The sequence below is a fragment of the Mesorhizobium sp. ES1-6 genome, from assembly GCF_020164775.1.
In the GTDB taxonomy this organism is placed as follows: Bacteria; Pseudomonadota; Alphaproteobacteria; order Rhizobiales; family Rhizobiaceae; genus Mesorhizobium.
Window position 1 is genome coordinate 488,502 of the sequence record NZ_JAIUGU010000001.1, and the last position, 13,591, is coordinate 502,092.

General features: G+C 63.0%; 10 protein-coding genes. 3 read left to right on the forward strand and 7 right to left on the reverse strand.

Going from position 1 to position 13,591, the window contains the following annotated elements; genetic code table 11:
- Positions 1-348: 348 nt before the first annotated feature.
- A complete protein-coding gene (gene lexA / locus LB564_RS02625; protein ID WP_140701348.1) occupies positions 349-1,092 on the forward strand; it encodes a transcriptional repressor LexA in 744 nt (247 codons plus the stop codon).
- Here lexA and LB564_RS02630 read toward each other — a convergent pair.
- On the reverse strand, positions 1,086-3,551 hold the full coding sequence (locus tag LB564_RS02630; RefSeq protein ID WP_224534724.1) for a ComEC/Rec2 family competence protein: 2,466 nt from the start codon (positions 3,549-3,551) through the stop codon (positions 1,086-1,088). The two genes, lexA and LB564_RS02630, sit on opposite strands and share 7 nt — an antisense overlap.
- 103 nt (positions 3,552-3,654) lie before the next feature.
- Here LB564_RS02630 and gltX point away from each other — a divergent pair, with 103 nt between their 5' ends.
- Both gltX and gltA read left to right on the forward strand, forming a co-directional pair.
- Positions 3,655-5,079, forward strand: a complete 1,425-nt coding sequence (gltX, locus tag LB564_RS02635) for a glutamate--tRNA ligase (RefSeq protein WP_224534726.1) — start codon at positions 3,655-3,657, stop codon at positions 5,077-5,079.
- A gap of 183 nt (positions 5,080-5,262) precedes the next feature.
- Positions 5,263-6,585 (forward strand): citrate synthase, encoded by a 1,323-nt coding sequence (gene gltA / locus LB564_RS02640; protein ID WP_015317794.1) that lies wholly within the window; start codon positions 5,263-5,265, stop codon positions 6,583-6,585.
- A 72-nt stretch (positions 6,586-6,657) separates the two neighbouring features.
- Here gltA and lpxB read toward each other — a convergent pair whose 3' ends face one another.
- The 6 genes from lpxB to bamA form a co-directional block, all read right to left on the reverse strand.
- A complete protein-coding gene (gene lpxB / locus LB564_RS02645) occupies positions 6,658-7,836 on the reverse strand; it encodes a lipid-A-disaccharide synthase (RefSeq protein WP_224534728.1) in 1,179 nt (392 codons plus the stop codon).
- A 1-nt stretch (position 7,837) separates the two neighbouring features.
- Positions 7,838-8,743 carry an LpxI family protein gene (locus LB564_RS02650; protein WP_224534730.1) on the reverse strand — a complete coding sequence of 302 codons (906 nt, stop codon included), beginning with the start codon at positions 8,741-8,743 and terminating at the stop codon, positions 7,838-7,840.
- Entirely contained in the window at positions 8,715-9,548 is an 834-nt protein-coding gene (lpxA, locus tag LB564_RS02655; RefSeq protein ID WP_224534733.1) for an acyl-ACP--UDP-N-acetylglucosamine O-acyltransferase, read from the reverse strand. Before lpxA ends, LB564_RS02650 begins: the two co-directional genes overlap by 29 nt.
- A 13-nt stretch (positions 9,549-9,561) precedes the next feature.
- Positions 9,562-10,029 carry a 3-hydroxyacyl-ACP dehydratase FabZ gene (gene fabZ / locus LB564_RS02660; protein WP_015317790.1) on the reverse strand — a complete coding sequence of 156 codons (468 nt, stop codon included), beginning with the start codon at positions 10,027-10,029 and terminating at the stop codon, positions 9,562-9,564.
- Positions 10,022-11,077, reverse strand: coding sequence for a UDP-3-O-(3-hydroxymyristoyl)glucosamine N-acyltransferase (lpxD, locus tag LB564_RS02665; RefSeq protein WP_224534735.1), 1,056 nt, complete (start codon positions 11,075-11,077; stop codon positions 10,022-10,024). The genes fabZ and lpxD overlap by 8 nt, the downstream gene beginning before the upstream one ends.
- A gap of 75 nt (positions 11,078-11,152) precedes the next feature.
- Entirely contained in the window at positions 11,153-13,534 is a 2,382-nt protein-coding gene (bamA, locus tag LB564_RS02670) for an outer membrane protein assembly factor BamA (RefSeq protein ID WP_224534737.1), read from the reverse strand.
- Positions 13,535-13,591: the final 57 nt, after the last annotated feature.

Genomic DNA, 13,591 nt, shown 5'->3' on the forward strand with positions numbered 1-13,591 from the left:
AGGCCGCCCGTGAGCGGCTTGCCGGCCGTTGGCGTTTTGATTTCGTTTCGTTCCGCCGGAGATGGCACGAACACTTGCTGGAGCCTCTTACCTGGATCCTTCGAAAGGGCTGGCGCCAAGCCTCCTTCAGGGTTAGGCCGCAAGCCATTAACCATAACGATTTCAAGGCCCATGCGGAAACGAAAGGTCGTCTGCCGGCCGCAGTCGCGAGCCAAAAGCTTCTGACGCCTTAACAAATTCACTAAACTTTAAACGGTTGCAGAACACAACTGGAACAGATAGTGTTTGTTCTGGGTTTGTTTTTCGATTCTGAATCAGACCGTTGTTCAATGCCTTGGGGGCCGCGCCATGCTGACACGCAAGCAACATGAACTGCTGATGTTCATCCACGAACGCCTCAAGGAAAGCGGCATACCGCCGTCCTTCGACGAGATGAAAGAAGCGCTCGATCTTGCCTCCAAATCGGGGATCCATCGCCTGATCACGGCGCTGGAGGAACGCGGCTTTATCCGGCGGCTACCCAATCGGGCGCGTGCGCTGGAAGTGCTGCGGCTGCCGGATTCGATCGCGCCCGGCCTCAACGCGGCAAAGAAATTCTCGCCAAGCGTCATCCAGGGCAGCCTGGGTCAAAACAATCTCGGTCGCCAGATCAAGCCGGCGGCCGCACCTTCGCGACTGCCCGCGGCCGGCAATGACGACGATGCGGTTTCAGCCGTGTCCATCCCGGTCATGGGCCGTATCGCCGCCGGTGTGCCGATCGACGCCATCCAGCATCAGACGCATACGATCTCGGTGCCGCCGGATATGATCATGGGCGGCGAGCACTATGCGCTGGAAGTCAAGGGCGACTCGATGATCGAGGCCGGCATCTTCGACGGCGACACGGTCATCATCCGCAATGCCGATACGGCAAGCCCAGGCGAAATCATCGTGGCGCTGGTCGACGAGGAGGAAGCGACGCTGAAGCGGTTCCGCCGCAAAGGCGCCTCGATCGCCCTCGAAGCCGCCAATCCGGCCTATGAAACCCGCATTTTCGGGCCGGACAGGGTCAAGGTGCAAGGCAGGCTGGTCGGCTTGATCAGGCGCTACTGAGCCTGTTTGCCATCGGGCTTGTCGGGCTTGTCGGGCTTTTTATAGGGCGGCAGTCCCCTCGCCTCGCGTGAGAATTTTCGTTGCTCATGCCAGGGCCGGTATGGTTGGTCGACGGCGAATTCGATCTTGGCCGGGGTCGTGGCCGACCGAGGATCGAAGAAGACCGCGGCACTTCCCTTGCGGGCGAGCTGCCGTTTGGTGACGACGAGAACCAGCGGATTGTGGCAGGCATCGTAGGCGGTCGCGTCATTGACGACGATGAGGTCGGCGAACGCGCAGGCCTTCCAGGTGTCCTTGCGGTCTTCGACATGCGCTATGATCGCACCGGACGGGTGTCGAGCGATACAGACGCCTTCGGTGCAATAGAACGGCGCTCCCGCCGGCAGGTTTACCGCATCGGCGATGGCGAATTGCCCACCTGCCTTGTCGAACATCTCCGGTACGACGATGGCTTCGGATGTGAGCGCGCGTTTCCAGTTGTCGACGGTGAATTCGTTCGGGCGAGCCCGGTTGACCGCGAGTTCGCCGCCGCCGATCGGCAGCGCGACCAGCCGCGCATCTTCCGAGATCAGCACATCGGGGGTGCGCGTATCCGACACAGTCAACAAGCTGGCAAGCGCGAATGGCAGTGCCGCGAGCCGCAGCCGGGTCGTCGCCATCGTCGCGATGACCAATGCGACGGTCACCAGCAGCACGGATTGCCGCGAAATCAACCCGACACCATCGATTGGCGAGCGCTCCGATATCCACGCCGATACGGCAATCATCGCCGTCAGGCCTTTGCCCATGAGGTAAAGAGCCGGCCAATCCAGTCCGAACGGCATCAGCAACGCACTGGCGACGGCCAGGAACATCACGACCGACACGATCGGCATGACGGCCAGATTGGCGAACAGGCTGAGCGGCGACACCCGCTGGAAATGCCAGATCGCAAACAGCGCCGTGGCGCTGCCGGCGATGATGGACGTCATGGCCAGTCCGCCTGCCCCCAAAAGGAGTTTTCGCGTCAGGAACCCAGCCAGGGATCGCTTTGGCGCCGGTGGCCTCGTCTTTCCCGCATGGTGATCCGCCCAGCCCGCATAAGCGCCGACCAGCGCCGCGGTCGCCGCGAAAGACATCTGGAAACTCGGACCCACGACCTCGTGCGGGGACACCGCGATGACGGCAATGGCCGAGATTGCCAGGTTGCGCATTGTCAGCGCCGCCCGGTCGAACAGAACGGCGATCAACATCACGGCCAGCATGATGAAGCTGCGCTCGGCGGCGACGACGACACCCGAGATGACGAGATAGGCCGCGATCGAGAAAAGCGCGGCGGCGGCGGCGTACTTCTTGACCGGGCGGCGTGAGGAAAAATCCGGAAACAGCGCGAATACGCCGCGCATCAGCATCATCATGGTGCCCGCGACCAGCGCCATGTGCAGTCCGGAAATGGAAATGATGTGATAGATGCCTGTCCGCCGCATGGCTTCGTTGATTTCATCAGGAATGCCCGCGCGCACCCCGACCATCAGCGCCGCCGCGATCTCACCCTCGGCGCCACCGACACTGGCTCTGATGTGGTCAGCGATGTCCTGCCTGGTATTTTCGACCGACGAGGCAAGGCGGGACCACAGCGGCGCCTCGTCGTCGTCGGGAACGATCCTTGGCGTTCCCATGAAGAAGCCGCTGCCGCCGATCCCAGCGAAATAGCTGTCGAAGGAGTAATCATAACTGTCCGGGCGCACCGGACCGGTCGGCGGCAACAGCCTGGCGTAGCCGCTCACCAGCGAACCGGCCTTCACGCCGGCCGGTATCTTGGCGGCGGAAATGCGAACCCGTTCCGGTGCATAGCGCAATTTCGGCCGGGCGGTCGACGTCACGTCGATGGTCAACCGGATACGTCCGGTCTCCATATAGTCGAGCGACACCACTCGGCCGGTCACCTGCGTGGCGATTTCAGAGCCAAGCATCGGCGTCCCCGCCCGCCACGTCTCGACCTTGGCGGCGAGCACGCCAAGGGCGCAGAGCAGCGCGGCCATCAGACATAGATGGGTCCTGGGCCAGGATCGCGAGGCGACCGCACAGAGAGCCATCAGCACGACGGCGGCGATGGGCTGGACGAACCCAGGTTCGGCCGCCATCGAGAAATAGACGATGACGCCCGTGGCCAGGAACACCGGCACCAACAGGAATGCGATGCCGCGATCGAGCTCCAGCGTGGCCGCCGAAGCCACGCCCGCCTGTATTTGCGGCCATGAAAGGCGGCCGAGATGACGTCGCAAGCGAGCGATCGCACCGGTTCTGGACACGGTGACCGGCGCGTTGATGCCCTCGGGCAAGGACTGCTCGCCAGGGCGCGATACAGGCGGTGCCGCCGGCGCCGATGGTGCGAGCGCGGGATTGGCAAACAGGGATCGTTCGCTGACGCCGACAATGGCGTCCTCGCCCTGTTCCGAGCCCCGGCTCCGTCCAGCCATCGGGTCTGCCCCTTGCACCCTCGACGCCCTATGCTACATGAACGCGCGACGCGCGAAAGTCCGCGCACGCCGCACCCCGCTTCAGACGTTTTCCGAGAGTTCCATGTCCGACAAGGTCATCACCCGTTTTGCCCCCTCGCCGACCGGCTATCTGCACATTGGCGGCGCGCGCACGGCGCTGTTCAACTGGCTCTATGCCAAGCACACCGGCGGCACGATGCTGCTACGCATCGAGGACACCGATCGCGAACGCTCCACGGATGCAGCCACCGCGGCCATTCTCGACGGGCTGACTTGGCTCGGCCTGTCGTGGGACGGGGATGCGGTCTCCCAGTTCGAGCGCGCGCCACGCCACCGCGAGGTGGCCGAGGAACTGGTGCGCCTGGGCAAGGCCTATTACAGCTACGAGACACCAGCCGAACTCGAGGCGATGCGTGAGGCCGCGCGGGCCAAGGGCCTGCCGCCGCGCTACAACGGCCACTGGCGTGACCGCGATCCGTCGGAGGCACCCGTCGGCGTCAAGGGCGCCATTCGCATCAAGGCGCCGACCGAGGGCGAGACGGTGGTGCAGGACCGGGTCCAGGGCGAGGTGCGCTTTCCCAACAAGGATCTCGACGATTTCATCATCCTTCGGTCGGACGGCAACCCGACCTACATGCATGCCGTTGTCGTCGACGATCACGACATGGGCGTCACCCACATCATCCGTGGCGACGACCACCTGACCAACGCCGCCCGCCAGAGCGTGATCTACAACGCCATGGGCTGGGACGTGCCGTCGATGTCGCACATCCCGCTGATCCATGGTGCCGATGGCGCCAAGCTGTCTAAACGGCACGGCGCGCTCGGTGTCGAGGCCTATCGCGCCATGGGCTACCTGCCGGAGGCGCTGCTCAACTACCTGGCGCGCCTGGGCTGGAGCCATGGCGACGACGAGATCATGTCGATCAAGGACATGATCTCCTGGTTCGACATCGGCGACGTCAACAAGGGCGCGGCGCGATTCGATTTCGCCAAGCTCGAGGCGCTGAACGGCGTCCATATGCGCCGCATGGCCGATTCCGAACTGTTCGACATTTTCATCGCCACCTTGCCCTATCTGGAGGGCGGCCCGGCGATGGCGGCGCGCCTCGACGAGAAGAACAAGGCGCAGTTGCTGGCGGCACTTCCGGGGCTGAAGGAGCGCGCTAAGACGCTGGTCGAGCTCGTCGATGGCGCCGCCTTCCTGTTTGCCGCGCGGCCGCTGCCGATCGACGACAAGGCGGCACTGCTGCTCAACGACGATGCCCGCAAGATATTGCGTGGCGCTCACGAAGCTTTGAAGTCGCTGGCGGGCGACTGGACGGCGGCCACGGCCGAGGCCGCGATCCGCGACTATGCGCTGGCTGGCGGCTACAAGCTTGGCGCCGTGGCCCAGCCGCTGCGCGCCGCCTTGACCGGCAAAAGCACCTCGCCCGGTGTGTTCGACGTGCTGGCCGTGCTGGGGCGCGAGGAAAGCCTGGCGCGCATAGCGGATCAAATCGATTAGGAGCAAACTGGCCCAAGAAGATTGGCATTGAAAGGCGGGTTTCGCAGTGCAACATTAGGCCTTGGCCCAATCTGGCACGCACCTCCTAGAATGCGGTGGCGAATAAGCGCATTGCGGTGATTTCGACGTGTCGCTCTGCGGAATTTGCCTTTGCCGGCATGAGGAAACAAGAAGGAGTTTGCAATGACCGAAGCTGCGAAAAAACTGGATGTGGGCGGCCAGGAGGCCACGGCAACGCTGGAATTCGCCGGCAAGACCCACGAGTTCAAGGTGCGAAGCGGCTCGGTCGGGCCCGACGTCATCGACATCGCCTCGCTCTACAGCACCACCGGCGCCTTCACCTATGATCCCGGCTTCACCTCGACCGCGAGCTGCGAATCCGAGATCACCTTCATCGACGGCGATGCCGGCATCCTCCTGCACCGCGGCTATCCGATCGACCAGCTGGCCGAGCACGGCGACTTCCTCGAAGTCTGCTATCTCCTGCTCTATGGCGAACTGCCCACCAAGGCGCAGAAGGACGATTTCGATTACCGCGTGACGCGCCACACCATGGTGCACGAGCAGATGTCGCGCTTCTTCACCGGCTTCCGCCGCGACGCGCACCCGATGGCGGTTATGTGCGGCGTGGTCGGCGCCCTGTCGGCCTTTTATCACGACTCGACCGACATTTCCGACCCGTACCAGCGCATGGTTGCCTCCATGCGCCTGATCGCCAAAATGCCGACGATCGCGGCCATGGCTTACAAATACCACATCGGCCAGCCGTTTATTTACCCGAAGAACGATCTCGGTTTCGCGGCAAACTTCCTGCATATGTGCTTTGCCGTGCCGTGCGAGGAGTACAAGATCAACCCGGTGCTGGCGCGCGCCATGGAGCGCATCTTCATCCTGCATGCCGATCACGAGCAGAACGCTTCGACCTCGACCGTTCGTCTCGCCGGCTCGTCGGGCGCCAACCCGTTCGCCTGCATTGCCGCCGGCATCGCTTGCCTGTGGGGTCCGGCGCATGGCGGCGCCAATGAAGCGGCGCTCAACATGCTGGGCGAGATCGGCCATGTCGATCACATCCCGGAATTCATCGCCCGCGCCAAGGACAAGAACGATCCCTTCCGGCTGATGGGCTTTGGCCACCGCGTCTACAAGAACTACGATCCGCGTGCCAAGATCATGCAGAAGACCGCGCATGAGGTGCTGGGTGAACTCGGCATCAAGGACGATCCGCTGCTCGACATCGCCATGGAACTGGAAAAGATCGCGCTGACCGATCCCTATTTCATCGAGAAGAAGCTCTACCCGAACGTCGACTTCTACTCCGGCATCACGCTGAAGGCGCTGGGCTTCCCCACGACCATGTTCACCGTGCTGTTCGCCGTTGCCCGCACGGTCGGCTGGATCGCGCAGTGGAAGGAAATGATCGAGGATCCGCGCCAGAAGATCGGTCGTCCGCGCCAGCTCTACACCGGAGCGCCGGAGCGCGATTACGTTCCGATCGCCAAGCGGTAGAATCAGGCGGTAGTGAATAGGGAGTAGTTAGTAGTCAGATTGGAGATTTTGCTACTCACTACTCACTACTCACTACTGCCTACTCACTCTCTTCACGTACCCCATCACGACCTGCGCCGCGATCTCACCGGACGGCCTGTCCGTTGCCATGCGCCGTGAGATCTCGGCAAACCCGTCTTTCTGCCAGGCGCGCATTCCTGTGTCGGCCAGCAGCGCTTCCAGCTGGCGTGCCAGATTGTTCGGTTTGACATACTCGTTGTAGAACTCCGGGATCAGCGCGCGATCCGAGATCAGGTTGGGCAGCAGGGCCGACCAGACGGAGACGAGATAGGGCGCGACGACGCGCGCGACAGGGTCGAGCCTATAGCTGGAGACCATCGGCACGCCGGACAAGGCCAGTTCCAGGGATACGGTGCCGGACGCGATCAACGCCGCGTCGGCCTTGCCGAACGCCTGCCATTTGCGATCGGGCTCAAGGATGATCTCGGGTTTCTCGTCCCAGCGCGTGACAGCGGACCGCACGGTATCGGCGACATGCGGCACTGTCGGCAGCATCAGCCGGAGCCGGTGCCCGCGAGCCCGCAACATCGACACGGTCTCGCCAAACGGCTCGAGCAGCCGCCGCACCTCGCCGCGCCGCGAGCCGGGCAGGACAAGCAGTGTCTTCACGCGATCGGCCGAGAGGTCGCGCGGCTGACCTTGAGCCTTGGCGGCCGACAGCACGCCCGCGTCATGGGTGAGACGATGTCCGACATAGGTGCCAGGCGGGCCGCCCAGTCGCGCGAGTTCCTTCACCTCGAAGGGCAGGATACACAGGATGTGGTCGACATAGGGCTTCATCGCCACCGCCCTGCCCGGACGCCACGCCCAGACGCTCGGGCAGACATAGTGGATGATCGGGATCGACGGGTTGGCCGCGCGCACCTTCCTGGCGACGCGCAGTGAAAAATCGGGGCTGTCGATGGTGACGAGGCAGTCAGGCCTGGCTTCGGCAACCATGCTTGCCATCTGGCCGATCCGCCGCATCAGGCGCGGCAGATCCCGCAGGACGGCACTGAAACCCATCAGGGCGACCTCGCCGGCGTCGAACGGAGGAACCAGCCCAAGCGCCTGCAAATGGCGGCCGCCGAGACCGACCAGTTGCACCTCGCGGCCCGTCATCTGGCGGAGCGACCGGATGATGTCGGCGCCAAGCAGGTCGCCTGATTCCTCGCCCGCGACGATCGCGATCTTCAACGCCCTATCAGCCATATCAGGACTCCGCTGCGGCCAGGCCGACGATGAACAGCCCAAGTTCGTTGGCGCGCGAGAGGGTCGCGGGGCCTTCGAGGATCAGCGAGCGTCCCGCCTCGACGGCAATGCCGGCAAGCCCTGCCGCATGCGCTGCTTCGACCGTTTGCGGTCCCATGGAAGGAAGGTCAGCGCGTAGCTCCTGGCCTGGCTTGGCGCATTTGACCAGAACGCCGCGCGTCTTGCCGGCGATACGGCCATGGCCGCGCAGCAGCCTGGCGCGGTCCAGCAATCCGGCCGTGCCCTCGATGCCTTCGAGCGCAATGGTCCGGCCGCCGACCGCGATCGCCGCCTGACCGATATCCAGTGCCCCGATGGCCTTTGCCGCGGCGAACCCTGCCTCGATATCGCGCCAGTCCGTTTTCCGAGGCCCGGCCTTGGTCAACACGCCTTCGGCGGCGACGAGGCTCGGCACGATTTCGTGAGCGCCCACGACCTTTATCCCCCGGGCCTCGAGCCCGCGCGCCACCACCTTGAGCAGCCCGTCGTCGCCGCGCGCCAACGCCATGACAACGACCGGTATTACGGCGAGCAGGCTGAGGCTTGGGCGCAGATGTGTCAGTCTGGGCCTGCGCTTTATCTCGCCGGCAAGCACCAGATGGGTAATCCGGTTGCGCTTGAGCAGTGGAACGAGCGACCCTATCGCCTCCAGGGCAAGTGTATCATGCTCGTACCGGGACAACTCCGCCAGACGGTCGGCCTCGCCGGCCATGAGCACGATGAAGGGCGCATGACCCTGTTCGGCCAGACCGGCAGCGACTTCGACCGGAAGGCTGCCGCCGCCGGCGATGATGCCGACCTTGGCATCAGGCGGGAGATCGAGACCAGCCGCGGCTGTCTCAGCCTTCGTCATCGGTATCGTCGTCATCGCCGCGCTTGAGCGATGGCACGGCAAAGTGCCGCTTGCCGCGACTGGTGATGAAATCGATGATCTTCATCGCGGCTGGGGAAGAGGCGAATTCCGCCTTGGCGAACTCGACGTTTTCGCCGACGGTGCGGGCGCGGTCGAAAATCGTCTTGTAAGCCTTGCGCAACAAATAGATTTCGGAACGCGGCAGGCCGGCCCGCTTGAGGCCGATGATGTTCAAGCCGCGCAAGCTGGCGCGGTTGCCCGCGGCGATGGCATAGGGAATGACGTCACCAACAAATGCCGAGCACCCGCCAAGAAAGGCATTGTCGCCGACGCGCACGAATTGATGAACGGCGCTGAGGCCGCCAATATAGACATTGTTGCCGATCTCGCAGTGGCCGCCCAGCGTCGCCCCATTGGCGAAGGTAGCGTTGTTGCCGACGGCGCAATCATGGGCGATGTGGGCATAGGCAAGGAAATTGCCATTGTCGCCGACCGTCGTTTCGCCACGGCTGGTGTCGGTGCCGACATGCATCGTGACGCCTTCGCGTATGGTGCAATTGGCGCCGATGACGAGCGTGGTGCGCCCGCCCTTGTGCTTGGTGTTCTGCGGCGGGGCGCCCAATGTCGCCATCGGATAGACCTTGGTCGAGGCTCCGATGGTGGTGGCGCCCATCACCGAGACATGGCTGACCAGTTCGACACCGTTGCCGATCACCGCCTCGGCGCTGACATGGCAGAACGGCCCGATGCGCACACCCTCGCCGATTTGAGCGCCTTCTTCCACGACGGAGGAAGGATGGATTGACGTCTTGATTTTCATAGGCACTCGATCGTCAGTCGCCGGTGACCATCATGGCTGAAATCTCGGCCTCGGCTGCCTTGGTACCTTCGACCAGGGCCTCGCAGGCGAATTTGAGCAGGTTGCCGCGCTTCTTGATTTTCTTGACATGGATCTTCAACTGGTCGCCGGGAACGACCGGTTTACGGAATTTGGCGTTGTCGATGGTCAGGAAATAGACCAGCGAGGGTTTCGACGCCCCAAGGCTGCGGATGCAGATGGCGCCGGCCGTCTGCGCCATGGCCTCGACGATCAGCACGCCCGGCATTACCGGCTGCTCCGGGAAATGGCCCTGAAAATGCGGCTCGTTGATGGTGACGTTCTTGATGCCGATGGCGGAGTCGTCGCCATCGATGTCGACGATGCGGTCGATCATCAGGAAGGGATAACGGTGCGGCAGGAGCTTCATCAGCCCCAATATGTCGACCGCTTCCAGCGTTGTCGCCGCCACCATGTCAGCCATTGTCCTTGCCCTGCTTGCGTGCCCTGGCCATCGTGCGCAACATGGCTATCTCTCGCATGGCTTCCGCCATCGGCTGTGCCGGGTAGCCACCCCATATCTCGCCGGCGGGAACATTGCTCATAAATCCACTTCTGGCGGCAAGCTTGGCACCTGAACCAATCGTCAGATGATCCGCGAGCCCGACACCGCCGCCCATGGTGACATTGTCCCCCACCACCACGGAACCTGAAATACCTGAAAGCCCGGCTACTATGCAATTGCGGCCGATGCGGACGTTATGGGCGATCTGCACGAGATTGTCGATCTTGGTGCCTTGCCCGATGATCGTGTCGGACATGGCGCCGCGATCGACCGTGGAATTGGAGCCGATCTCGACATCGTCCTGGATGACGACCCGTCCGATCTGTGGAACACGCTCCGGCCCCTTGGCGCCGCCGACAAAGCCAAAGCCGTCCTGGCCGATCCTGGCGCCGCCATGGATGATGACCCGGTTGCCGATCAGCGCGTACTGGATGCTGGCGCCCGGGCCCACATAGCCGTCACGGCCGATCTGGCAGGACTGCCCGATGACGGCATTGGGTGCAATGACGGTGCCGCTGCCGATCGAGACCCCTGGCCCGACGACCGCGCCGGCCTCGATGATGACGCCGGCTTCGACATGCGCGGTCGGGTCGACATGGGCATGCGGCGAAACACCGGTTTCGCCGGTCATTGGCCCTGGCGTGGCGGCCGTCGGGAACAAGAGGCGCCCAACCAGCGCGAAAGCCTGTTGCGGCCGTGGATGGGTCAGGACAGCGATGCCGGAAGGCGCCTTGTTTGCAAACTCCGCCGGACACAGCACCGCTGCGGCCCGCAGCGACGGCATCAGCGCGGAATTACGCCTGCCGTCGACGAAGACCAGCGCGTTGGCGCCGCCTTCATTGGCTGGCGCCAGTGCATCGATCACAACGTCGGATTGGCCGGAATCGACTAGCACCGAGCCGGTCAGATTCGCGACTTCGGCCGCCGTATACCGGCGTGATGGCGCGAAGAACACCGGATCGGTCATTCCAGAAGCTATATCCAGCTAGGTCGGAACATTTCTCCCGGATCGAAAAAACCCGGGAGCATCGTTGGCCGCCGATCAGAAGCGGGTCGATATGCCGAAGTTGAATTCCTGCACGTCGTCGCTCGCTTCCTTCTTGACCGGAATCGCATAGTCGATGCGGATCGGGCCGAACGGCGAGGCCCACATCAGGCCGAGACCCACGGAAGCGCGCAACTTCATGCCAACCGACGACTGATCAACCAGGCTCTGGTTGCCGATCTGGCTGCCGTAGAGCGTTGCCGCGTCGGCGAACACCGCGCCACGCAAGCCGAAGCTCTCGGGAACGACCGGCAGTGGGAACTGAGCTTCGGCCGACGCGTTGAAATAGGTTGTACCGCCCAGGTGATCGCCTACACCGGCGGAGTCAACGGGACCGATGCCGCCGTAGGCAAAGCCGCGGATCATGCGGTCGGTGCTCTGGAACTGATCGAAGATACGCAGACCGCCATCGCCACCATACCCCTCGACATGGCCGGCGCCGCCCGAAATGAGGCCGACGAGGTCAAGCTGTTCGGACAGCGTCTGATAGATGCTGCCGCGCCCCGTGATCTTCACGAACTTGGCATCGCCGCCGAGACCGGCAACTTCCACCGTCGTGTTGGCATAGATACCCTCATGCGGGTTCTTCATGTCGTCGATGGTGTTGTAGACCAGCCCCAGGCTGACCGACGACTTGATCCAAGGGCTTTCGGCGATGCCATCCAGAATGGCCGGCGAAATCGTGCAGGTGCCGTCCGGATCTCCAACAGTGGTAGGACCGCAGCTATCGTCGACCTTATATTTCTCCTGCGAGATATTATACGCCAGCTGGGTCGTGATGCTGTTGGTGATCGGCAGTCCGAAACGGATCGTCGCGCCGGTGGTGTCGCTGTCGTAATTGTTGTTGTATTCCCGCGTCGACTTGTAGATGTCGAAGCCGGCAGCGATACGCCGCCCGAGGAAATACGGCTCGGTGAAGGACAGGCTGTAGTCGCGCGAGTTCTTGCCGCCGCCGGCCGACAGCTTGATGAACTGGCCGCGGCCGAGGAAGTTCCGCTCGGTAACCGATCCTTCGACGGACGGTCCAGCCGAATCGCCGCCGGTCGAATAGCCTGCGCCGACCGAGAACTCGCCAGTCGATTTCTCGACAACGTCGACCACAAGCACGACCTGATCGGGGGCCGAGCCCGGCACCGTGGAAATGTCGACTTTGTCAAAGTAATTGAGGTCTTCCAGGCGTTTCTTGGCGCGCTGGATCAGCACCTGGTTGAACGCATCGCCTTCGCTGACATCGAACTCGCGGCGGATGACATAGTCACGCGTACGATCGTTGCCGCGGATTTCGATGCGCTCGACATAGGCCTTGGTGCCCTGGTCGACGGTGTAGACCACCGAGATCGTGTGATTCTCGAAGTTGCGGTCGCCGCGCGGCGTCACCTGGGCGAAGGCATAGCCGGAACCGGCCACCTTCTCGGTCAGCGCGATGATGGAGTCTTCCACGTCCTTGGCGTTGTAGACGTCGCCCTTGCGGGTTTCGACCACCGATTCCAGCGACTTCGAATCGACTTCCGGAATGGTGCTTTCGACGCTGATGTCGCCGAAATTGTAGCGCTCGCCTTCCTGGACGGTGATGGTGACCGTGTATTTGTTGGTCGCATTGTCGAGCTCGCCGACAGCGGAGACGACCTGGAAATCGGCGTAGCCGTGATTGTAGTAGAAGCGGCGCAGCAGTTCCTGGTCGGCACGCAGCTTGTCTTCGTCATAGACGTCGTCGCGCAGGATGAACGAGACCCAGGACGAACGCTTGGTGTTGATCACGTCAGACAGGCGGCGGCTCGAATAGGCGCTGTTGCCGACAAAATTGATGGCCGCGATCTGCGTGCGGTCGCCTTCGGTGATGTGGAACACCACATTCACGCGGTTGTCGCCGAGATCCATGACCTGCGCGGTCACGCCTGCATCGTCGCGGCCGATGCGCCTGTAGGCGGCCTTCACCGCCTCGACATCCGAATCGAGCGTAGCCTGAGAGAAGGTACCGCGCGACTTCAGCTGAACCGCGGCCTGAAGCGCGTTGTCCTTGAGCTTCTTGTTGCCCTGGAACAGCACCTGATTGACGACTTTGTATTCGGAAACCTTGACCACCAGGGTCGAGCCGACCTGGTTGATCTGGACGTCCGAGAACAGGCCGGTGCCGAACAGCGCCTTGACCGCGCTATCGACATCGGAGCTGGAGAAGGCCTTGCCGGGCTTGATGGTGATGTAGTTGCGAATGGTGTCGGCGTCGACACGCTGGTTGCCGCTCACTTCCACCCTGCTTACGACAGCGGCTTCGGCCGCCGATGTGGCAACGAACTGCACTGCGAGCGCACCTGGTACGACCAGAGCGGCGGACAGTGCCGCCGCTGACGCGGCGTTTAGAAACTTGGATGCTGCCTTCATCGGGCTTAATAACCTTTTCTCGTAGTCCCCACGGCGAGAAAACCGGACGTGCGGTCA